The organism is Lacticaseibacillus porcinae, from assembly GCF_003946305.1.
In the GTDB taxonomy this organism is placed as follows: Bacteria; Bacillota; Bacilli; order Lactobacillales; family Lactobacillaceae; genus Lacticaseibacillus; species Lacticaseibacillus porcinae.
This window is the reverse complement of sequence record NZ_RHNS01000001.1, coordinates 375,673-396,068: the sequence shown is the minus strand read 5'-3', so window position 1 is coordinate 396,068 and position 20,396 is coordinate 375,673. Positions and strand designations below refer to the sequence as shown.

The following is a 20,396-nucleotide window of genomic DNA, read 5'->3' as shown; positions in this document are numbered from 1 at the left end:
ACCCGGCGTCTTCCTTGATTTTACTGCCACCGGCAATTGTCCAGTTCAACTCCGTAGTACCAAATTACCTCCGCCACTGCTTTTCTCCATATTAGGGGACAATGCGTCGCGAAACTACTAGGAGTGAGTAAATGAATTATCGTTGGATCACGTCACCTGATCGTCAACTATTTCATGAATTGTTATTGCTTGGCGACGAAGATGACCGAATGTTGCAACGTTACACCAATGCAGGGGAGTTGCTCGCAGCCTTCAATGGTGATCAATCGGTCGGGGTCGCGTTATTTGTGACCGTGTCGCCTGAGACCGTTGAATTAAAGAATTTGGCAGTGGCGCCAGCTTTTCAACGGCAAGGCATCGGCAAACACTTAATGACGTTAGGCTTGCAACATTATGCTGGTGAGTTCCAGCAAATGCTTGTCGGGACAGGTGACCGCGATGTCGAAAATCTGCGCTTTTATCAACACCTTGGTTTTGTTCAAAGTGGCGTGCGAGAAAACTTCTTTAAACAATATGCAGAACCGATCATCGTGGATGGTCAGCCTTTGAAAGATATGATCCTGCTCACACAAGCGGTGCCTGTTCGTTAGGGTAGTAAAAGCCCCAAGCTTCACGGGCTTGGCTCATCAACACCGCAGTATCATAGGTCCACGCCAGTGTGGGATTATCGCCGGTGTCGACTGCTTTGGCCATATCGATGATTTCGTATGCCAGTGAGTGGTGCCAATCGCCTGCAGTGATAGTTTCAGGTGCCATGCCAGTGACACAAAGCGTCGCATGATCCGCTTTGGAGTAAGTGTCGATGTGCACATACCCGCCTTCATACACCAACAACGCGGCTTTTGGCATCGGCGCTTGTAAACTCAACATCACGGTGGCTTGTTCATCGTTGGCATTAGTCAATAAAAAGCTGCTGCGATCATCGACACCGGTGCTGGCTCGGGTCATTTGCGTCGCGATGAGCTTTGGCGTTGTCGACATGAAGCGGCGGACAAATGATAAAGCGTAGATCCCGATATCCAACAACGCACCACCTGCTAAGTCAGGATTTAATAACCGGTCAGCAGGATCAGTCGCGTTGATCCCCAGTGATACTTGTATCGAACGCAAGGCCCCCAGTGCTTTGACGGCATCATCAAGTGCGGGGTACAGCGGCATATGATAAATCGTCTGGGCTTCCATTAAAATTAAATGCTTTTGTTGAGCAATGGCCATGAGTTCTGAAAGTTGCCGCGCATTGATGGTGATCGATTTTTCGGCAAAAACATGTTTCCCAGCTAATAAGGCGTCTTTGATATTTTGATAATGAAAGTTATGGGTCGTCGCCACATACACGATATCGATTTTTGGATCGGCAAATAGACTCGCATAATCGGGATAAACTTGCGGGATATTGAATTCATTGGCAAAAGCTTTGGCGCGTGTCACATCACTTGCCGCCACCCCAAATAAAGTTTGTGAATCTGGGAAAAATCGCGCAAAGCTATGCGCCATGCGTCCTAAGCCGATCACACCCCAGCGATAATTTGACATCTTTTTTCCTCCAATGTTGCAAACGATTTAAACCTAGTCTACCACCTGAGCACAAAGCCTCAAACATGTTAGAATAAGGTGAGGTGATGAAGATGAATGATACCCATTTGATCGAATTAGCTGCCTTTGTTTTGCAACAGCGTGATGGCAATGCCGATGTGCTCGAAGCCGTGATGCACATTCCCACTGCCGCGATTTTGCAAGGCCAAGCGGCATTATTGCCACAACAACGCGAACAATTGCGTTATTTGTTTACAGATTACGAGTGGATGCTCGCCCAAAAACTGGCTGTACTTGAATCCACCAATCCGATTGAAGGCGGCCTCGCGCAACGTTTTCAAATGGCCAAAACAGTGATCGCAAAAGCTTGGCTGCAAACCCCAAGCTTGACCACGAGTTATGTGAAAGAGCCACTGGGTGCCGGGCGCGTGTCTGTGCACTTACAATTACGTCGAGATTATGGTGTGCATGGTTTAGTGGACATTTTAGATTTTGTTGTCCCAACCACCATCGCCAAGCAACTGCAAACGAAACAGCTCGATTTATTAACTTGGGCTGATGAACATTTAGAGGATCCGGAAGTGAAGTAATGGCGCGACGCCGCAAACCCCGTAGAAAAACGCACCGTCTCAAACTCCCAGTTTTAATTTGGCTGATTCTTTTCGTCATGGCCTTAAGTGTCGGCGTGGTGGGCTGTCAACTGATCGCGCAACGCTCTGCCGATGTCGATACCGTAGCCCAACATACTGATGACACCGCGCAAAAGCAAGCCTTTATCGATAAATTGGCGCCTTATGCCCAACAACTCCAACAAGCGTATGGCGTGATGCCATCGATCACTCTTGCGCAAGCGATTTTAGAATCGGATTGGGGCAATAGCACGCTGGCTTCAAAATATCATAATTTGTTTGGCATTAAAGCCGGCAGCGGTGGCGTGGTGTTGACCACGCAAGAATATCTTAATGGCAAGTGGCATACCGTCAATGGGCGCTTTGCGGTATACGCTTCGGATCAAGAGTCGATGAAGGCTCATGCGCTATTGTTTGTGAATGGCACGGCATGGAATGCCAAGCAATACGCTGAAGTGTTGGCAGCGACGACTTATCAACAAGCGGCCACCGCGCTACACACTGATGGTTACGCCACAGATCCAGATTACCCTAGCAAACTCGTAAAGTTGATCCAACAATGGCAACTTGATCAATACGATCAATAGATTTCTTTTGGAAAACAAAAACAAACAAAATCGTTTATAAAAACCCGAATAATCGGGTTTTTGTTTGTATTTCACTGATTCTTAGGCCTTGACCTTGAGACATCACGCCGCAAGCCGATGAGGACACATGGCTAAACACGAACGGTAACGTGAAAATACGATGTGATTATCGTAAATTGGTTGTTTGACTTTATTTTTTGTGTTAAAATTTGTGAAATTCAATAAATGGGTAAAGGATGTGCATACTGGTGAAATTACTTGAAGACCGGATCAGAAAAGATGGTCAGGTGCTAGGCGCAGAAGTATTAAAGGTTGATAATTTCTTGAATCATCAAATCGATCCAGATTTAATGATGGCATTAGGGGAGGAATTTCACCGTCAGTTCCAAGACACGAAGATCACCAAGATCTTAACGGTAGAAAGTTCTGGGATCGCGCCTGCATTGGCTGCTGGGATGGCCTTTCATGTGCCAGTCGTGTTCGCACGTAAGCACAAGTCACTCACATTAAAAGATGATCTGTACACTGCTGAAGTGTATTCCTTCACCAAGAAAACCGCGAACCAAATCGCCATTGCCCAAAAATTCTTAAGTGCTGATGACCACTGCTTGATCATCGATGACTTTTTAGCCAATGGCCAAGCAGTCGAAGGGTTGATCGATATTATCGAACAAGCCAACGCCACTTTAGAAGGCGTCGGCATTGTGATTGAAAAGTCCTTCCAAAAAGGCCGCAAGCTGTTAGATGAACGCCATATTAAGACGGTATCGTTAGCTCGCATCAAAGCCTTCCATGATGGTCAAGTCGAATTTGAGGAGGAAGCATGAAACAAGCTGACATCTCCGCGCCAAAAGCCGCTGTTTTAGGTCTTCAACACTTACTGGCGATGTATTCTGGTTCCGTGTTGGTGCCAATTTTGATCGGGGCGTCACTGCATTTTAGCAGTGAGCAAATGACGTATTTGGTGTCCATCGATATTTTCATGTGTGGGGTCGCGACGGCCTTGCAGATCTTCTCCAATAAATTCTTTGGGATCGGGTTGCCAGTCGTCCTCGGCTGTGCCGTGCAAGCTGTTGCGCCATTGATTTTGATCGGTCAAAAATTCGATTTTCAAACCATGTACGGCGCCATCATTGCCGCTGGGTTGTTCGTGTTTTTGATCGGGGGCTTCTTCGCCAAATTGCGGAAGTTGTTCCCACCATTGGTTACTGGGACATTGATCACTGTGATCGGGTTGTCATTGATCCCAGTGGCTTTCCAAAACTTAGGCGGCGGATCCACCACTGCTAAAGACTTCGGCTCCATGACCAACTTAACAGTTGGTGCCTTCACGGTATTATTGATCTTAGCGTTTAACGTTTGGGGTCGCGGTTTTGTTCGCAGCATCGCGATTTTGATCGGGTTGATCGGCGGCACCGTATTAGCAGGGTTCTTAGGAATGGTATCCTTTGCGCCAGTTGCTGAAGCGTCATGGTTCCATGTCCCAACGCCATTTTACTTTGGGGTGCCACATTTTGAGTGGAGCTCCATTGTGACGATGATTTTGATCTCATTAGTGTCGATGGTCGAATCAACTGGTGTGTTCTTTGCTTTAGGCGATGTCGTCGGCCGCAAGATCGAGTCCGACGATTTGAAAAAAGGCTACCGCGCAGAAGGCTTGGCAGTATTGCTTGGTGGGATCTTCAATACCTTCCCATACACCACCTTCTCTCAAAACGTTGGCTTAGTGCAATTGTCTGGCATTAAGACGCGCAAGCCAGTGATGTTCTCCGCTTTGTTCTTGATTTTACTGGGGTTACTCCCAAAAATCGGGGCTTTAGCAACGATCATTCCGTCACCTGTGCTTGGTGGCGCGATGCTAGTGATGTTTGGGATGGTTGCGGTACAAGGGATCCGGATGCTCCAACAAGTGGACTTCCACAATGATAAGAACTTGTTAGTGGCGGCTGTTTCCATCGGCTTAGGCCTCGGGGTCACCACTCAACCAGAAATCGTTCAAGCTTTGCCTGAAACCTTACAATTATTGTTCGGGTCTGGCATTTTGATGGCGTCTGTTTCAGCAGTGTTGTTGAATTGGATCTTCAATTCGAAGAACCCGCAACCAGAACTGGAAACTAAAGACGGTTTAAACGAAAAAGACGAGTAGTATCACAGAAAGAAGACTATGATGCCTCAATTTATCAAACCAGGTGCCGTGATCGGCATCATTGGCGGCGGCGTCCGCGGGTATCAAATGGCGCTGGCCGCTCGTCAAATGGGGATGCACCCGATCGTGTTAGCCCCAGAAGATAGTGACATCGCCTTTGATGTCTCGGATATGCGGATTGTCGGTGCCGTCGATGATCAAAGTGCTTTACAACGGTTAGTCGATTTGGCGCAAGTGATCACGTATGTCGATGAGAATGTTGACGGTAATGCTTTGCAAGACTTGGCCAAGCCGCAACAATTGCCTTCAGGCGTCGATATTTTAAGTGTGACCCAAGATCGTTATTTGGAAAAAGTGTTCTTAGATGATCAAAACATGAACATTTTGCCTTATGCCCAAGTGGTCACGCCAAAAGATATCACTGCCGCAGTTGAAAACGTCGGCTTTCCAGCGATTTTAAAGCCGATCCAAAAAGGTATCGGCGTCGATCAACAATTGCGTTTAACGCAACCAGAAGACGTTCGCCGGGCTGAACAATTACTTCAACAGCGGCCTTATGTCTTAGAAGCATGGTTAGATGACCCAACAGAATTCTCTGTATTAGTCGCCAAGGCTGGTGATACCATTCGGGTGATGCCAGTGGTGGAGAATGAGTTTAGTCATCACGCGTTGAAAGCTTCGACCGTGCCTGCCAGTGGCGGTGCCGCAGTTGTTGCAGAAATTCAACGGATTGCTCGGGTGTTGGCGCAATCGCTTGATTATACTGGGGTTTTTGGGATCGAATTATTCATGACCAAAAGCTTAACTTTATATGTCAAGCGCTTGTTCCCAGGGCCGCAACTTAATGGTCATGTGTTGACAGCCACTACTGGCATTTCACCATATCATTTGCATTTACGCGCCTTATTTGGTTGGCCAATGCCTGAAGTGCGTTTGGTGCAAGACGGTGCTTTCTTGCCACTGCGAGTTGACGATCGCGCAGCGGCAATGACTCAGATCCAAATTAAACCTGATTGGCAGTTTACCTTTTATCCAGAAGGGGCCACTGACATCGGGCAGATCGTGATCACAGGAGACATTGACGAAATCAAACAAACGGTCAATGCCACTGATTATTTCCAGATTTAGTCGCTGTTAATGAATAGGTGAGACATTAGGAGGAACCAGTTTATGATCGACCGTTATAGTCGTCCAGCAATGGCACAAGTTTGGACCGAAGAAAATCGTTACAAAGCCTGGCTTGAAGTGGAAATTTTAGCTGCAGAAGCTTGGTCTACCTTAGGTGAAATTCCGGCAGAAGACGTCAAAGCTTTACGGAAAAATGCGACCTTCACCGTTGACCGCATTCATGAAATTGAAGCAGTCACTCGCCATGACGTGGTGGCCTTCACCCGTACCGTTTCCGAATCCCTCGGCGACGAAAAGAAGTGGGTCCACTTCGGCTTAACGTCTACTGATGTGGTGGACACTGCGCAAGGCTCAGTGTTGAAGCAAGCTAACGCGATTTTACGCGCAGACTTACAAGCGTTGACTGATGCTTTAGCAAAGCTTGCTAAAGAATACAAACACACACCAATGATGGGGCGGACTCATGGCGTCCATGCAGAACCCACAACATTCGGGTTAGTGGTGGCTACTTGGTATTCAGAAATGAAGCGCAACTTGAAGCGTTTTGATGAAGCTGCCGCAGATGTGGAAGCAGGGAAGATCTCTGGTGCTGTCGGAACTTTCGCCAACACCCCACCAGCAGTTGAAGCTTATGTGTGTGAACACCTCGGCATTCGCGCCCAAGAGATCTCCACGCAGATCCTCCCACGTGACTTACATGCCCACTACATTCAAACCCTTGGCTTGATCGCCACTTCCGTTGAACGTTTTGCCACTCAAGTGCGCCACATGCAACGTACCGAAGTTCATGAAGTGGAAGAACACTTCAACCCTGGACAAAAAGGCTCTTCGGCAATGCCACACAAACGCAACCCGATCGGCTCTGAAAATGTTTCAGGCTTAGCGCGCGTGATCCGCGGCTACAGCATTCCAGCACTTGAAGATGTCAATTTGTGGCATGAACGCGACATTTCCCATTCTTCTGCAGAACGGATGATGTTACCAGATGCCACTGGGTTGTTGGATTACATTTTGCATCGCTTCACCACGATCATCGAAAACTTGGATGTCTTCCCAGAAACCATGATCGCCAACATGAACAAGACCCATGGCTTGATCTTCTCGCAACGCGTGATGTTGAAGTTGATCGAATCTGGCTTGTCGCGTGAAGCAGCTTATGATCTGGTCCAACCAAAGACGGCGAAGGCTTGGGATGAACATCGCGACTTCCGTGAATTACTGGAAGCAGATCCTAAAGTCACTGATCGTTTAACTGAAGCGCAAATTGATGATGCCTTTGATTATCATTATCACTTACGTCACGTCGATGAAGTGTTTGATCGCATCGGCTTAGGCGACTAATTGAATCTTGAAGCCGAGTATGTTGCTCGGCTTTTTTGATGCAATCGATGTCCAGCAGCGTCAGTATTTCATGCCGCCATCAGGCGACAGTGGTCTAGCTACGTTTCAGTGATTTGAAATTGGGACTCCAGCTGGCTCGTCGGTGCGTAGTGAGGGTCCTCGGCGGAGCTAACTTGGACGCTTCGCTACGCTCATTGCCAAGTGGATCTCCGCTTGCGGATTTCCGTAAGCGGTAAACCGCTAACGGAAATCTCACTACGCACCGACGGCCAGCTTCCGTCCCAATTTCAAATCACTTCCACTATGCTAGACTACTGTCACCTGATGGCTACGAAACTTGTCATGTCTACGTTGATATCATGCTTAGTCACGTGAATGACGTCGCAACATTGGCGTGTTTGATTTATAAGCTAGCGATATCAACGTAGAAAATCTGTGGGCGGAGATGATTTGGCAAAACGGAGGTGAATTGGACAATTGCCTGTGGCAGTGAAATCAAATGAAACGCCGGGTTTTGGCGGTTCGCGCGGATTTCACCGGCAAAAATTGAAACAAAGCGTTCTTCTTTGGTTCACTTTTTAGTCGCAAGAACATCGGCGGGCTTTGCCGATTTCTGCAGACGGCCGCACCGGCAACTTGTCCCATTCACCGCAGTGACGCCAAATCGTCGGAGCCCACAGATTTTCGTGCTGGAGGCATATCGGTATAGGTTGCTGGAACATTAAAGCTGTCGGAGATCATTGTCATCAGAAGTGCCTAGATTCATTTATGTTTCGACCTTTTAGTGGAACCACCGTCAGCTCAAGTGGCGAAAAGCATTCGCAGACAACGAGACGTTTTTGTCAGTAATTGCTGTGAATTTTGAGCTGTTTGGTCATTGAGATATGATAAGCTTTGAATAATCGTGTCACTTGGAGGAAGTTATGTTCTCAATTCTGCTTGCGATCATTTATATCGCGTTCATCAGCTTAGGGTTGCCAGATTCCCTGATCGGATCTGGTTGGCCGGCGATGCATACAGCATTACAAGTCCCAACTAGCTACGCGGGGATCATTACGATGTTGATCTCAGCAAATACGATTATTTCGAGTTTGTTATCTGATCGACTCACACGCAAACTTGGGACTGGGAAGGTCACCGCCATCAGTGTCGGGACGACGGCGTTGGCGTTGTTTGGGTTTTCGTTTGCCCCGAATTTTCTTTGGCTTTGTGTGTTTGCGATTCCTTATGGCCTCGGGGCAGGGGCGGTGGATGCCGCGTTGAACAATTATGTGGCTTTGCATTATAAAAGCCGCCAAATGAATTGGCTTCACTGTTTTTGGGGTGTAGGCGCCGCGATCAGTCCTTATGTGATGAGTTTTGCATTGACCCATCAACTCGGCTGGCAAAGTGGGTATCGGATCATCGGGATCGTGCAAGTGTTGCTGACCATTGTGTTAGTGTTTAGCTTGCCGTTATGGTTGAAGCGTCCCAAAAGTGAAACTGAAGTTGCGGTGAAACTTTCGATGGGTGAGTTGTTTGCATTACCTGGTGTCCCGCAAGTTTTATCTGCTTTTCTCGCTTATTGTGCCCTTGAAGCAACGGCAGGGATCTGGGCAGCAAGCTATTTGGTCCAAGCGCGAGGCGTCAGCGTCCCAACAGCCGCCAAGTTTGCAGCTTTGTTTTACATGGGGATCACGGTAGGGCGTTTCTTATCGGGATTTATTGCTGATCGCTTAGGAGATCGGCGCATGGTGTGGCTTGGAAGTGCGATTTTAGTGATCGGCATCGGGTTAGTGTTGTTACCGTTGCCGGTGCCAGTGGCTTTGAGTGGGTTGTTGATCATTGGTTTAGGATGTGCCCCGATCTACCCGACGATCATCCATGAAACGCCGAATAATTTTGGGGCAGATAAGTCACAAGCTGTGATCGGCATTCAAATGGCCTTTGCTTATGTCGGCTCGACTTTTGCGCCGCCGCTATTTGGGTTGTTAGCAGGTCAATTGAGTATTGCGTTATATCCGGTTTATTTACTGATTTTCACTGCGATCATGATCTTCGCTGTAGCGGGATTGAATCGCCGCGTTCAAGTCAATTAACTGACCAACACCAAGTCCGAGGCTTGGTGTTTTTGTTTGATCAGCTTTTGGGGTAAAATATAACAGATAACAAAAAGGGAGACTGACATGGACGAGTTGAAAGAAGCATTACAAGCGCCTTTTAATGATGAGTGGGCTGAGCAGTTGCTCACCGCTTTACAAGAATTGGCGCAAATCGGCGGTGGCCGCCCAGAACAACTTGCCTTAGTCGACTTGACCCTGGACTTGCGTGGCTTGTGGCCAGCTGCATTGACCTTGAATGGTAATACGATGCCAACTGCAAAGCTGTGGCCAGCGATCACTGCCACTGCGACGCTTGAAGCGCTGCCTGTTACTGGCAAAGCCGTTGATTGGGTGATCCGCAAACTTTTTCGCACTTATGTGACGGCGATGCGTGATCCTGCAAATCTACCGCGCAGTGTCCAACCTCAGTGGGCGTTGGTTCATGCCATGTCCAATCATTTTCAAGCGCTTGGGGCAGTGGTGCATCAATTACACCTCGATGATGACCAGGACCCAGTGAAGATTCATTTGTTTGGCCCGATCGCTGAAGAATCCATCGCCTTGATGACACAATATGGGGTGCAATGGACTCACGCGGAAATGTTGACGCCTTGGGCCCAAGCCTTTTCACCTTTGCGGCATATGGAAGATCTGTCCATCGCCAAAGCCAAGCCGCGTCGCGGTGTTGCAGAAGCAGGGCTGCAACGTGATGTCTTGAACCGCGCTAAAGCGTTGAAGACGCGCCATTTTGCCAAAACCCCAAGCCCAGCGTTCACGCCGCAACGCCCGATTTTACAACCTTTTGGCGGGCGCCCTGATGCCTATACCGTGTTTGATTTAGAATTCTCCAGTGGCAATAAACAAGAAGGACAATTTGCCACTGAGATCGGTGCCATTAAGGTCCGCAACGCCCGGATTGTCGACACCTTTGATTGCTTCGTACAAATTCCGCACGGCATGCGGTTAAACTCACGGTCACAATCGCTGACAGGCATTCATACCGGCTTATTGACGCGCTATGGTCGTCCGGCTAGCACTGCCTTGGCGGAATTTCAGAATTTTATCGGCAAAGATCCATTGCTTGGTTTTGCCGTTAAAGGTGGCGACTTGCTGGTGATGCAGCGGCAGTTCGGATTGTATGCAACCCCTGGGCGGCTGCTTGATGTTGCAGAAATCGCCAAAGCTGGCGGTCCGATGCCTGGTGGCCCTGACGTCGGCCTCGCGAAATATCGCAATTACTTAGGGTTAGATATTCTTGCACATGGGGCAGTGTATGACGCAGTGACCACTTATGCACTGTACGCTTACTTGCAAGGCTCACCATTGTTGCCTGAAGTGGTGATGGCGCAGTTTAATCAAGTCTTTGAACAAACCAGCTTTAAATCACCAAAGAAAAATGTCCGTCGGTATTGAAAAATGCTTCTCATCGAATGAATCGATGGGAAGCATTTTTTAGTGAAGCTTTCCGGAATCAAACAATTGCCGGATCTTGGTTTGGATCAACAATAATGTGGCGTGAGGCTCAGTTTTGAAGCGATCAACTAAAGGTGCTGCCTGTAAACTAGTTTCGGTAAGGAGATGTTGGTTGTTGATATCTTGAACTTCTAAGCCTTGTTCAGTGAAAATCGCCGTAAGATAGCCGCCTTCAATGCCTTCATCTAACAATTCTTGTGCCCAGTTGCGCAAACCGCCTTGAATCACTGAATCAAGGGGTTCATTGAGTTTATCTGCTAAAGCTTGGGCTTGCGCGAGCGTTTCTGGAATTTCATGCATGTTATCTGCCTCCGTTTTGCCTTAAATGTAAGCCTAACGTGTGCATTTGTCTATTCCCATGTCGGATGACTGAATGCTTGTTGCAAACGAGTAAACAAATCGCTGACATGATAACCATCGGCCACAGCATGATTAGCGGTGATCGATAGTGGCATCATGCGTTTGCCGTCGATCACTTCCCATCGACCAGCTTGCAATACTGGCGCAAAGCTTGGGAGACCATTGACTGGCATCGGCGTGTAACTATCAAAATGCACCCATGGCAACATGCCAGCTTCGAACGAATTACTTGGCTGATCGGCTTTGCCAACTGGACCGGCAACTTGTACAGCGGCTTGGGTATCGTCATGCACGCATTGGGAAAAAGTTTGGAAATCAGGATCATATTCACTCCAGCAACTGGTGATGGTGTGATCATCATGGATTACGGTATAGCTAGGATTCAAGTGATCGAAATATCCGAGTTGGCCTTCGTCGTTGCGACCGATGCGAAACTCTGGCATCGTGGTGAGGACTTTGCTCGTCAGGTATAAATACCCTGGAAAGAAGCCGAGGTTTTGTTCGTGCAGCTGGTCGTAAGTTTCAGTGATGTCAAGTTTTGCAGAGATGGTGAAACTCATCGGTGCCATTTTCGTGAAGTAATAAAAATATTGTTGACGCGGCCAAGTGGCCATGTCGATTGGGGTAAATGTCATTGAATGCTCCTTAATATTCTGGGTGAATTTTTTCCGTCCACTCGGCTTTGAGGTCTTTAAGGGTCGCGCGCATGTTGACAACATCGTCATTTTTCTTGTGCCATAACACAGAATAGGTGAACGCTGATTCACCCATGTCATCCCAGTCGCGTTGAAATTCAGTATCGTGATAGGCGCCGCGATTTAAGTTTGTTTGGTAAAAATACCAACGATTCTTAATGTTTGGGACTGCGGCGATAAAACGTTTGTGATTGATCGTGTTTTCAATTTGGATCACGCCGTATTCGACGGGCATGAGTTTGTAAGCTTGAATCGCTTGTTTCTTTTGTTCTTTGTCCATTAATAAATTCTCCAATATTGGCGGCCATCTGCGGTGCGTGCCATGAAACCAAAGTCCACCAGATAGCGGGCGAGTAAACTATGATCTGGGTACCACGAATCGAGGATCGCGTTTGTGTCGCTTAGCGTGTATTGCTGATCAACGGCAAAGTCTTCGACGATACGAGTGCATAGGCAAACGCGGGCGGATTCTTGTTTAGGCCAGTGTTTTAACATAGGGTGCTCACTTGAAAAATCAACGTTTTTAGCAAGGACTTGTTCATCTTGAGCGGTGTTGATTGCCATGATTTGCGCTGGTTTTGGAACTGGCAACAGCTCATCAGTGACTGCTTCACCGAACACCGCTTGATATTGTGCAAGGAACAATCGTGCTTGAGCAGCTTTTTGACGGAAACGATACTTTTGTTGGCGAATGGTGCTGGCAGTGACGCCTTGCGCTTTGGCAATTTCCTTATCGCTAAGCCCAGCAGCAAAGGCTTGCATGAGTTGTTGTTGATTATCGGTCAAGCCACCGGCAGCTAACAACGCGGTTAAGGCACTGTGATGCGCCGCGCTGAGGTGTTCAGTGATTTGCGTTTGTTGATCTAAGCGGACTTTGACGTCGCAATAATTACATTGCCACATGTTTTGTTCGCGATGAAAGCCTTGGGTGAGTTCGGTGATGGTCATGTTGTCGTCCTCCGAGAGTATAAGTTACAGGTGTTGACGGAATCTGTCAACATATTTTTTCTGTTGACGATTTTTGCCAACAAAAAAACGCCGTTGCCGACGTTAAGCGTGATGCAACCAGCCACCGATCATTTGGCGGTTGGCGATCATCACTGGGAGTAACAACACCAAAGCAAGCAAGCCGCACGCTGGAAAGCCCCATAATCCACCAGCGACATCCATCACTGAACCGACGAATAAACTCCCAACAGGCGTAGTGCCTTGATTCAACAACACATACACTGACATGATGCGGCCGCGCAAATGGTTGGGGATGTCGAATTGGAAGCTGGCGTTAGATTGATTCAAAAAGATCATATTGCAAAAGCCGATCATCACCATCATCGTCATCGCCAATGGGTAATTGTGGATCACTAACATCAACGCCTGCAAACTCGCAGTGCCGATCGCCACGATCAAATAAAAGTCGCGCCGCAACCCAAAGCGTGAGAGATAACTCATTAAAAACGCCGCTATCAGCGACCCGATCCCAGTGGCAGACAGTAAATTCGCATAGGTTTGCGCCCCTGAATGTAAGACTTCTTTGGCAAAAATTGGAATGATCACGTTGTTGTTGTAATTCAAGGTGCATACGATCAACATCAAAGTCGCACTCAAGCGAATATCAGCATGCGTCCACACATAATGCAAACCGTCTTTCACGTCTTCCCACACGCGTTTTTTGGAAGGGGTGGCAACCACATGATTTTGCTTAATTAAAAATAACCCTAACAACACCGCTAGATAAGACACAGCATCAACTAAAAAGCAGATCCCCACGGAAAACTTCACCATCAATAAACCCGCTAAGCTTGGTCCGGCAATTTTTGCGAGGTTGAAAATCGTTGAATTCAACGAAATGCCATTCATCAAGTCTTTGTGGCCGACGAGTTCAACGACAAACGATTGCCGCGTTGGGGTATCAAAGCTTTGCAAACACCCGTAACCTAAGGCAATCAATAACACCATCCAATATTGTACGATGCCAGTGAGGACGATCAGCGTCATGATCACCCCTAATGTTAAGAAACCAGCTTGGGTGATCATTAAGATCCGCCGTTTCGGATAACGATCGATCAAGGTGCCAGCGACCAGCGTTAGCGCAAGGATCGGGGCGAATTGACAAGCGCTCAAGATCCCGACGAGCAGCGCCGACTTGGTCATTTGATAGACTAACCACGTTTGCGCGGTACGCTGGATCCATGTGCCCATGACCGATACACATTGACCGATCCAGAAATAACGAAAGTTGGGATTTTTTAACGAGGAGAAGGTACGGGCGAATACTTGCATGGTCGGGCTCTTTTCTGAAAATAGACTTCGCTAACATTTTGCGCTTTCATCGACAATTGTCAATCACGCTTTGGCACAATAAATATAGCGAATAAATATCTTTAAGGTGGTATAATGAGGCCATTAAAGGAGGCGCTGTCATGCCGACAATCAATTTAGATACCCCAGTCCACGATCTTGTGGCGCAACAGCCTGCCATTGTTGACGTGATGGTGGCCATGGGGTTAGACGGAGTCACAGATCTCAAGTTACTCAATACCGTAGGGCGCTTTATGACCTTGCGCAAAGGCGCCAAGATGAAACACATTGACATCGCGGACTTGATCCAACAGCTACAAGCCGCGGGATTCGAGGTGGAAAATGACTGAATCACATGCAGTAGACCGCCAGAAAAAAATCGTTCAGATCCTCCAAATGTTGCATAACGGTGGGTCATTTGAAGAAGCCAAAAAGATTTTTGATGAAACTTTTGATCAAGTGGATGTTTCGGAGATCACTAACGCCGAACGGCAACTGATTGCCACGGGCCTCAACCCAATGGAAATTCAAACCTTGTGTAATGTCCACGCGGCAGTGTTTCGTGGGAAGATCAACAACAACACCAAGACGCCGACTGAAGAAATTCCTGGTCACCCAGTGCAGGTGTTGAAACTGGAAAATACGGTGATCATGAGTTTGCTCAACGACGAATTGTTACCAACGTTAAAGAAGTGGCAACAAGCTGGGTCTGATCCGGAATTATTGACGCGAATGCAACATGCGCTCGCTGATTTAATGACCATCGACAAACATTACTTGCGGAAAGAAAATCTCATTTTCCCATTGATGACGAAATACGGCATCACCGCACCGCCGAAAGTGATGTGGGGCGTTGATGATGAGATCCGCGGCTGGATCAAAGCCGCATTGAAATTGGTGAACACCATGCCGACGCCTGATGCTTATGACATTGAAGCCTCCATCGAAAAAGCTGCCAAAGAAGTCGACGAAATGGTCTTTAAAGAAGAAGAAATCATGTTGCCGATGGACTTGGAGATTTTCACTGCTGCGGATTGGGCGATGATCCAAAGCGAATCTGATGCCATCGGCTATACGTTGATCGCACAACCGTTACCTTGGCAACCAACGGAAGCAGAATTGGCGGTGAAGCCTAAGCCGTCGAAAATGGCGGCAGAACTCAACGCGATGGCAGAAGACTTGGCGAAGTCTCAGAATTTAGCTTCTGATCGCACGCCACAACCAAGTGATCGTGACGTCCTCAAAGAAATTCATCAAGGGGTGCCGATGCCAACAGCGCCTGCGGAAACTTTGGCCAAGTTACAAGCTGCGAAAACTGATGACGGCGACAACGACGTTCACAAACCATCGATTTCCGTCCAAAAGCCTAAACGCCGCCACGTTGGTCCTGATGTGTTTGGGGCAGCGACTTCTGGCACAGACACTGGCCGCATTGAAATTGACGGGATCCATCCCGCTCGCGTGTTGTTGCCAACAGGGGCAATGGATCTTGATCAACTGACCAATGTGTTGCGCTTGTTGCCTTTAGACTTAACCTTTGTTGATGACACCGATACCGTGCGTTGGTTCTCAGATTCTGGCGAACGCGTCTTTCCACGAACGACCGCCGTGATCGGTCGCTTAGTCAAAGATTGTCATCCACCGAAGTCAGTGGATAAAGTAGAGAAGATCTTAAGTGATTTTCATGCAGGCCGTGAAGATCACGCTGACTTTTGGATCAATTTGCATGGCGAGAAAATGATTTATATTCGCTACTTTGCGATCCGCGATCCAGAACGCAATTACCTTGGTTGCTTAGAAGTCACCCAAGATATTTCTGAAATTCAAAAACTCGACGGCGAAAAGCGGTTGGGAGATTAACCTAAAACACCTGAACAGGCTGTCTGTTCAGGTGTTTTATTGCGTCAACGAAAGGTCAAGTAGTTGCCAGTCTGTGATCATGGAAAGTGTTATTGGGGCATGGTGGATTCTCTTAGCCGGACTGAAGGCTTCACCAGCCGAAGTGGATGGGCGGCTGATGAGTGATGTTTAATCAAGTCGACGATAAATTCACCAGCGGTCGTGCCGACCGTCGAGGCATGCTGATCAACGGTGGTGAGGCTTGGTTGACTGACTTCAGCATACAAACTGCCATCAAACCCGACAATTTGCAGCGCTTGTGGAATCTTGATCTGGTTAGCCTGCGCCTGTTGGGCAATCGTCAAAGCGTGAATATCGTTAGCCGCAATCACAGCATCAAAATCATGAAAGGTTGTAAACAAAGCTTCCGCGGCTGAGCGCGCCGCATCTAATGTGAAATCTGAGACAAGCTGGATCTCATAGTCAAGGTGTGCATGTGTGAGTGCTGCAACCGCACCTTCAAACCGTTCACGAATTGGTGGCAGGCTAAGGGGGCCGTGTTGAATGACCACCTTTTGGGCACCGGACTTGATCAACGTCTTTGCAGCTAGCTGTCCACCTGAATAATTGTCGACAACCACTCGATTAATATTGTCGTCGATCAAGCCACTGTTAAACAGAACCAATGGCTTGGTTGGCGTATTAGTTGGTGTAATTGAAAAATCCGAAGAAATGATCCCATCGACATTATTTTGCTCAAATGCGGCGATTGATTCATCATATTTCGTTTGATTTGCACCGGTGTTTACTGCCAGTAGAATCCGATAGCCTGATTGTTGTAACGTGGCGTCAATTGCAGTGACCACATCCGCGTAAAAAGGGTTATTTAAGTCAGGAATGATGACGCCGATCAAACCGGAACGTTTTTGATATAACGTACGAGCGGCTTGATTCGGAACATAGTTGGTTTGTTTGATGATGGCGTTGATTTTGTCACGGGTTTTATCGCTGACGCGTCCAGTGTGATTCAGTACACGCGATACAGTTGCCACTGAGACACCTGCTAAATCGGCAATATCGTGAATAGTCGGCATGATTAAAGGTCCTTTGAATTTGATATTGCCAGTATACCACAATCTTTTGGGTAACCCGTTACATTATTTTTAAAAAGTTGTTGACCTTTGATTATATTGGATGTATTGTAAACGTGTTCCAAAGAGCGTAACCGGTTACGCAAAAAGCAAACACTCGGAGGATACCTGATGAACACAATTGAACAATGGCAAAAAAACGAATTCACATTCCAAGGACCAACCACTGGTAACCCTTTCGTCGACGTAGATTTTTTTGCGATCTTACAACATGAGAACGAACGTCGCACTGTTCGAGGCTTTTATGATGGCGATGGAACCTATGTTTTTCGGTTTATGGCTGATGTCGTAGGGACCTGGTCTTACACAACTCAGTCTAATGTTGCCCAACTGGATCACCAGCATGGACAGTTTGAAGTCGTTGCTGCAACTGGCAACAATCATGGACCGGTCGTTGTATACAACCGTACGAGCTTTCGCTATGCCGATGGGTCACCTTACATGCCGATCGGCACGACTGCCTATGCTTGGGCGTTTCAACCTGAATCTGTTCAAGAAGACACCTTGAACACCCTGGAAGCCAATGAATTTAACAAAGTACGCATGACTGTTTTTCCGAAGTTTTACAATTACAATACTGCCGAACCTCAGTCCTATCCTTATGTTGGGACTCAAACACCAAGCGACCATCCATTTACCTTTGATGACTGGGAAGTTGCGCCAGATCAAATTCATTTTGATTTTGAAAAGTTCAATCCTAAATATTTTCAGCATCTTGAACAGCGCATCGCACAATTAGATCAACTGGGAATTCAAGCCGATTTGATCTTATTTCATCCGTATGATCATTGGGGATTTGCTCGGATGGGTCATGATGCCAACATGCGTTATATCAAATACATCGTTGCCCGGCTAGCAAGCTACAAAAACGTTTGGTGGTCGTTGGCCAATGAGTATGATCTGATGGCGATGTATGATCAAATTCAATTGGGAGAGTGGGATGAGATTGGGCAAATGGTCCATCAAGAAGATCCTTCAAACCACCTGCTTTCCATTCATAATTTCTATGATGTACCGCGTCATCAACTCAATACCAGCAACTGGTACGATTACTCAAAACCGTGGATCACTCATTTGAGTTTGCAAAACTATTCACTTTACATGGCAGTCCAGTGGCAAAATGACTATCAAAAACCGGTGATTTTCGATGAATGTCGATATGAAGGTAATATTGAAATGGGCTGGGGCGATATGTCGGCAGAAGATCTCGTTGACAGTTTCTGGAAATTAATGGCGCATGGTGCTTATGCAACACATGGTGAAACCTATCTCGATCGTCCCAATACGGATCGTCCGATTTGGTGGGCCCATGGCGGTCAGCTGCATGGCGAAAGTTATAAACGGATCAACTTTTTAGCGGACCTCTTTGCAAAGAATCAATTAAGCGACGTTGAGCCTATCGGTATTCAAACTGCGGATTGGGAATTGTACGCTGGACAGTCTCGAGATCAATCTCATGTCGTGATTTACTTTGGAACCAGTCAACCGCGATTTGAGAATTTACCATTTCTCGCATCAGGTAAGCAGTATACGGCACAGCTTGTGAATACATGGAATATGACGATCACAGATTTTGAACCAGTGTTAGACCAGTCGAAATGGTTTGAAATGCCTGCAGGTAAATATCAAGCGCTGTTGCTGACGGTGAAAGGAGGCGACCGTCATGGTAGCGAAGGTGAATGATGAAAGTGATTATCGACCAAAGTTCCTAGAAAAATTTGCCTTTGGGATGGGCGATTTTTGGACGAGTATCGCTTATAACGCGATGGCGACATACTTAACGATGTTTTATACCGACGTGGTTGGGATCAAGGCAGCGACGGCTGCCATTATCCTATTATCCGTCCGATTTATCATTGCGGTTTGGGATATTATTGTTGGTATTTTGGTGGATCGGACGCATACCAAGTTCGGTAAAGCGCGACCGTGGGTGTTATTTGGCGGGATCGCGTTTGGGATCAGTTTCATTTTGCTGTTTACCAATCCATTTGGAGATGGCAAATTAGCATTGATCTACGCCTTTGGCATTTACTTCATTGTTAATTTCTTTTATTCAGCCGTCAATATTCCCTATGGGTCGATGAATTCGCTAATCACGAGTAACTCAGATGAACGCACGAAATTAAATATTTTTCGCATGACGACTGCTAATGTCGCTTCGATGTTGTTGTCGATCATTGGGATGCCAATCATCAATTTGTTTCCGGCAGGCTCTGCTACTGGATGGTTTGTTTTATTTGGTACAATCGGCGTTTTAATTCCATTTGGCTATTACTTTACGTTTAAGTTCACTAAAGAACGTGTAAAGCCTGTCATTAAACAAAGTGAGAACACGCCACATGTCAGCGTTAAGCGCCAGTTCAACGCCTTGTTTAAAAATAAATATTGGTGGTTAACAACGGCGTTTGGCTTGGTGAATTGGCTTTATAACGGCGTTGCCAATGGGATGAACGCCTATATTGCCAAATATGTGTTGAATGATTCCAATTTACTTTCGTTACTTGGCGTTGCAACAGTTTTACCAGTTGCCGTCGGTTTGCCATTTTCAGAACCGATTGTTCGTAAGTTGGGTAAGCGAAATGCAACCGTTGCAGGCTTGATCCTCGTGATTCCTGGTAGTTTGTTAATGCTGATCAATCCTTACAGTAAAACGCTTATGATTATCAGCATTTTGATCCGGATGATCGGAACGATTCCGATGACGGCTGCCACTAATCCGATGTTGACTGATGTGATCGATTACGGAGAATGGCGATTTGGCCTTCGCACTGATGGTTTAGTATTCTCTGCCAATAGCTTTTCCATGAAAATTGGGATGGGCTTGTCAAGCGCAATGGTTGCTTGGATCTTAGCTTTCTCAAATTACGATGGCACGTTGGCAAAACAATCTGCGCAAACAGTCAGCACCATTGTCAATGCCTTTATTTGGATTCCAATCGTTGTCGTGGTCATCATGATCGTGTTGATGCTCTTTTACGATTTAGACAAAAAGGCGCCAAAGATTCGTTCAGAATTAAAAAACATGAGCAACACACACTGACTGAAAAAGAAGCCGATTTCGGCTTCTTTTTTATTGGGGTGAAAACGATTGTCGGTTCAAAGCCTGAAAGTCGCAATTATAATCATTAAGAATAG

General features: G+C 47.0%; 20 protein-coding genes. 13 read left to right on the top strand and 7 right to left on the bottom strand.

Going from position 1 to position 20,396, the window contains the following annotated elements; translation table 11 throughout:
• Positions 1-131 precede the first annotated feature (131 nt).
• Complete coding sequence (locus EKM92_RS01850; RefSeq protein ID WP_125707298.1) at positions 132-590, top strand: GNAT family N-acetyltransferase; 459 nt, start codon at positions 132-134, stop codon at positions 588-590.
• Here EKM92_RS01850 and EKM92_RS01845 read toward each other — a convergent pair.
• The gene (locus tag EKM92_RS01845; RefSeq protein WP_125707296.1) at positions 565-1,533 is read right to left on the bottom strand and encodes a Gfo/Idh/MocA family protein; all 969 of its coding nucleotides are present in this window, start codon (positions 1,531-1,533) and stop codon (positions 565-567) included. The two genes, EKM92_RS01850 and EKM92_RS01845, sit on opposite strands and share 26 nt — an antisense overlap.
• A gap of 92 nt (positions 1,534-1,625) precedes the next feature.
• On the opposite strand from EKM92_RS01845, the gene EKM92_RS01840 reads away from it, so the two are divergent.
• The 8 genes from EKM92_RS01840 to EKM92_RS01805 all read left to right on the top strand — a co-directional run bounded on the left by EKM92_RS01840 (position 1,626) and on the right by EKM92_RS01805 (position 10,858).
• A complete protein-coding gene (locus EKM92_RS01840; protein ID WP_125707294.1) occupies positions 1,626-2,123 on the top strand; it encodes a hypothetical protein in 498 nt (165 codons plus the stop codon).
• The gene (locus EKM92_RS01835; protein ID WP_125707292.1) at positions 2,123-2,749 is read left to right on the top strand and encodes a glycoside hydrolase family 73 protein; all 627 of its coding nucleotides are present in this window, start codon (positions 2,123-2,125) and stop codon (positions 2,747-2,749) included. The genes EKM92_RS01840 and EKM92_RS01835 overlap by 1 nt, the downstream gene beginning before the upstream one ends.
• A gap of 248 nt (positions 2,750-2,997) precedes the next feature.
• Positions 2,998-3,576 carry a xanthine phosphoribosyltransferase gene (locus EKM92_RS01830; protein WP_164509858.1) on the top strand — a complete coding sequence of 193 codons (579 nt, stop codon included), beginning with the start codon at positions 2,998-3,000 and terminating at the stop codon, positions 3,574-3,576.
• Positions 3,573-4,895 (top strand): nucleobase:cation symporter-2 family protein, encoded by a 1,323-nt coding sequence (locus EKM92_RS01825; RefSeq protein ID WP_125707288.1) that lies wholly within the window; start codon positions 3,573-3,575, stop codon positions 4,893-4,895. Before EKM92_RS01830 ends, EKM92_RS01825 begins: the two co-directional genes overlap by 4 nt.
• 21 nt (positions 4,896-4,916) lie before the next feature.
• Positions 4,917-6,023, top strand: a complete 1,107-nt coding sequence (locus EKM92_RS01820; RefSeq protein WP_125707286.1) for an ATP-grasp domain-containing protein — start codon at positions 4,917-4,919, stop codon at positions 6,021-6,023.
• 42 nt (positions 6,024-6,065) lie between these two features.
• Positions 6,066-7,364, top strand: coding sequence for an adenylosuccinate lyase (gene purB, locus EKM92_RS01815; protein ID WP_125707284.1), 1,299 nt, complete (start codon positions 6,066-6,068; stop codon positions 7,362-7,364).
• Between the two features lie 923 nt (positions 7,365-8,287).
• Positions 8,288-9,442, top strand: a complete 1,155-nt coding sequence (locus EKM92_RS01810) for an MFS transporter (protein WP_125707282.1) — start codon at positions 8,288-8,290, stop codon at positions 9,440-9,442.
• Between the two features lie 87 nt (positions 9,443-9,529).
• The gene (locus EKM92_RS01805; protein WP_125707280.1) at positions 9,530-10,858 is read left to right on the top strand and encodes a 3'-5' exonuclease; all 1,329 of its coding nucleotides are present in this window, start codon (positions 9,530-9,532) and stop codon (positions 10,856-10,858) included.
• Between the two features lie 39 nt (positions 10,859-10,897).
• Here EKM92_RS01805 and EKM92_RS01800 read toward each other — a convergent pair whose 3' ends face one another.
• From EKM92_RS01800 to EKM92_RS01780, 5 genes are all read right to left on the bottom strand, one after another.
• Positions 10,898-11,218, bottom strand: coding sequence for a hypothetical protein (locus EKM92_RS01800; protein ID WP_125707278.1), 321 nt, complete (start codon positions 11,216-11,218; stop codon positions 10,898-10,900).
• Positions 11,219-11,268: 50 nt separating this feature from the next.
• Positions 11,269-11,913, bottom strand: coding sequence for a CatA-like O-acetyltransferase (locus tag EKM92_RS01795; RefSeq protein ID WP_125707276.1), 645 nt, complete (start codon positions 11,911-11,913; stop codon positions 11,269-11,271).
• Between the two features lie 10 nt (positions 11,914-11,923).
• Positions 11,924-12,253, bottom strand: a complete 330-nt coding sequence (locus EKM92_RS01790; RefSeq protein WP_125707274.1) for a GIY-YIG nuclease family protein — start codon at positions 12,251-12,253, stop codon at positions 11,924-11,926.
• Positions 12,253-12,921: a DUF2087 domain-containing protein gene (locus tag EKM92_RS01785; RefSeq protein WP_125707272.1), complete on the bottom strand. Its 669-nt coding sequence runs from the start codon at positions 12,919-12,921 to the stop codon at positions 12,253-12,255. The genes EKM92_RS01790 and EKM92_RS01785 overlap by 1 nt, the downstream gene beginning before the upstream one ends.
• Positions 12,922-13,023: 102 nt before the next feature.
• Positions 13,024-14,253, bottom strand: coding sequence for an MFS transporter (locus EKM92_RS01780; RefSeq protein WP_125707271.1), 1,230 nt, complete (start codon positions 14,251-14,253; stop codon positions 13,024-13,026).
• A 140-nt stretch (positions 14,254-14,393) separates the two neighbouring features.
• Here EKM92_RS01780 and EKM92_RS01775 point away from each other — a divergent pair, with 140 nt between their 5' ends.
• Both EKM92_RS01775 and EKM92_RS01770 read left to right on the top strand, forming a co-directional pair.
• Positions 14,394-14,621, top strand: coding sequence for a DUF1858 domain-containing protein (locus EKM92_RS01775; protein WP_125707269.1), 228 nt, complete (start codon positions 14,394-14,396; stop codon positions 14,619-14,621).
• The gene (locus EKM92_RS01770; RefSeq protein ID WP_125707267.1) at positions 14,614-16,131 is read left to right on the top strand and encodes a DUF438 domain-containing protein; all 1,518 of its coding nucleotides are present in this window, start codon (positions 14,614-14,616) and stop codon (positions 16,129-16,131) included. Before EKM92_RS01775 ends, EKM92_RS01770 begins: the two co-directional genes overlap by 8 nt.
• Positions 16,132-16,220: 89 nt before the next feature.
• Here EKM92_RS01770 and EKM92_RS01765 read toward each other — a convergent pair whose 3' ends face one another.
• Entirely contained in the window at positions 16,221-17,204 is a 984-nt protein-coding gene (locus tag EKM92_RS01765) for a LacI family DNA-binding transcriptional regulator (protein WP_125707265.1), read from the bottom strand.
• 168 nt (positions 17,205-17,372) lie between these two features.
• Here EKM92_RS01765 and EKM92_RS01760 point away from each other — a divergent pair, with 168 nt between their 5' ends.
• Both EKM92_RS01760 and EKM92_RS01755 read left to right on the top strand, forming a co-directional pair.
• Positions 17,373-18,944, top strand: coding sequence for a DUF5060 domain-containing protein (locus tag EKM92_RS01760; protein ID WP_125707263.1), 1,572 nt, complete (start codon positions 17,373-17,375; stop codon positions 18,942-18,944).
• Positions 18,925-20,301: an MFS transporter gene (locus EKM92_RS01755; RefSeq protein ID WP_125707261.1), complete on the top strand. Its 1,377-nt coding sequence runs from the start codon at positions 18,925-18,927 to the stop codon at positions 20,299-20,301. Before EKM92_RS01760 ends, EKM92_RS01755 begins: the two co-directional genes overlap by 20 nt.
• Positions 20,302-20,396 lie beyond the last annotated feature (95 nt).

Excerpts from the sequence above, each read along its gene's own strand:
- EKM92_RS01800 (WP_125707278.1), bottom strand. The coding sequence starts at position 11,218 with ATGCATGAAATTCCAGAAACGCTCGCGCAAGCCCAAGCTTTAGCAGAT.
- EKM92_RS01805 (WP_125707280.1), top strand. The coding sequence starts at position 9,530 with ATGGACGAGTTGAAAGAAGCATTACAAGCGCCTTTTAATGATGAGTGG.
- EKM92_RS01835 (WP_125707292.1), top strand. The coding sequence starts at position 2,123 with ATGGCGCGACGCCGCAAACCCCGTAGAAAAACGCACCGTCTCAAACTC.
- EKM92_RS01845 (WP_125707296.1), bottom strand. The coding sequence starts at position 1,533 with ATGTCAAATTATCGCTGGGGTGTGATCGGCTTAGGACGCATGGCGCAT.
- EKM92_RS01795 (WP_125707276.1), bottom strand. The coding sequence starts at position 11,913 with ATGACATTTACCCCAATCGACATGGCCACTTGGCCGCGTCAACAATAT.
- purB (WP_125707284.1), top strand. The coding sequence starts at position 6,066 with ATGATCGACCGTTATAGTCGTCCAGCAATGGCACAAGTTTGGACCGAA.
- EKM92_RS01825 (WP_125707288.1), top strand. The coding sequence starts at position 3,573 with ATGAAACAAGCTGACATCTCCGCGCCAAAAGCCGCTGTTTTAGGTCTT.
- EKM92_RS01840 (WP_125707294.1), top strand. The coding sequence starts at position 1,626 with ATGAATGATACCCATTTGATCGAATTAGCTGCCTTTGTTTTGCAACAG.
- EKM92_RS01755 (WP_125707261.1), top strand. The coding sequence starts at position 18,925 with ATGGTAGCGAAGGTGAATGATGAAAGTGATTATCGACCAAAGTTCCTA.
- EKM92_RS01775 (WP_125707269.1), top strand. The coding sequence starts at position 14,394 with ATGCCGACAATCAATTTAGATACCCCAGTCCACGATCTTGTGGCGCAA.
- EKM92_RS01765 (WP_125707265.1), bottom strand. The coding sequence starts at position 17,204 with ATGCCGACTATTCACGATATTGCCGATTTAGCAGGTGTCTCAGTGGCA.
- EKM92_RS01810 (WP_125707282.1), top strand. The coding sequence starts at position 8,288 with ATGTTCTCAATTCTGCTTGCGATCATTTATATCGCGTTCATCAGCTTA.
- EKM92_RS01790 (WP_125707274.1), bottom strand. The coding sequence starts at position 12,253 with ATGGACAAAGAACAAAAGAAACAAGCGATTCAAGCTTACAAACTCATG.
- EKM92_RS01780 (WP_125707271.1), bottom strand. The coding sequence starts at position 14,253 with ATGCAAGTATTCGCCCGTACCTTCTCCTCGTTAAAAAATCCCAACTTT.
- EKM92_RS01850 (WP_125707298.1), top strand. The coding sequence starts at position 132 with ATGAATTATCGTTGGATCACGTCACCTGATCGTCAACTATTTCATGAA.
- EKM92_RS01785 (WP_125707272.1), bottom strand. The coding sequence starts at position 12,921 with ATGACCATCACCGAACTCACCCAAGGCTTTCATCGCGAACAAAACATG.
- EKM92_RS01760 (WP_125707263.1), top strand. The coding sequence starts at position 17,373 with ATGAACACAATTGAACAATGGCAAAAAAACGAATTCACATTCCAAGGA.
- EKM92_RS01820 (WP_125707286.1), top strand. The coding sequence starts at position 4,917 with ATGCCTCAATTTATCAAACCAGGTGCCGTGATCGGCATCATTGGCGGC.
- EKM92_RS01770 (WP_125707267.1), top strand. The coding sequence starts at position 14,614 with ATGACTGAATCACATGCAGTAGACCGCCAGAAAAAAATCGTTCAGATC.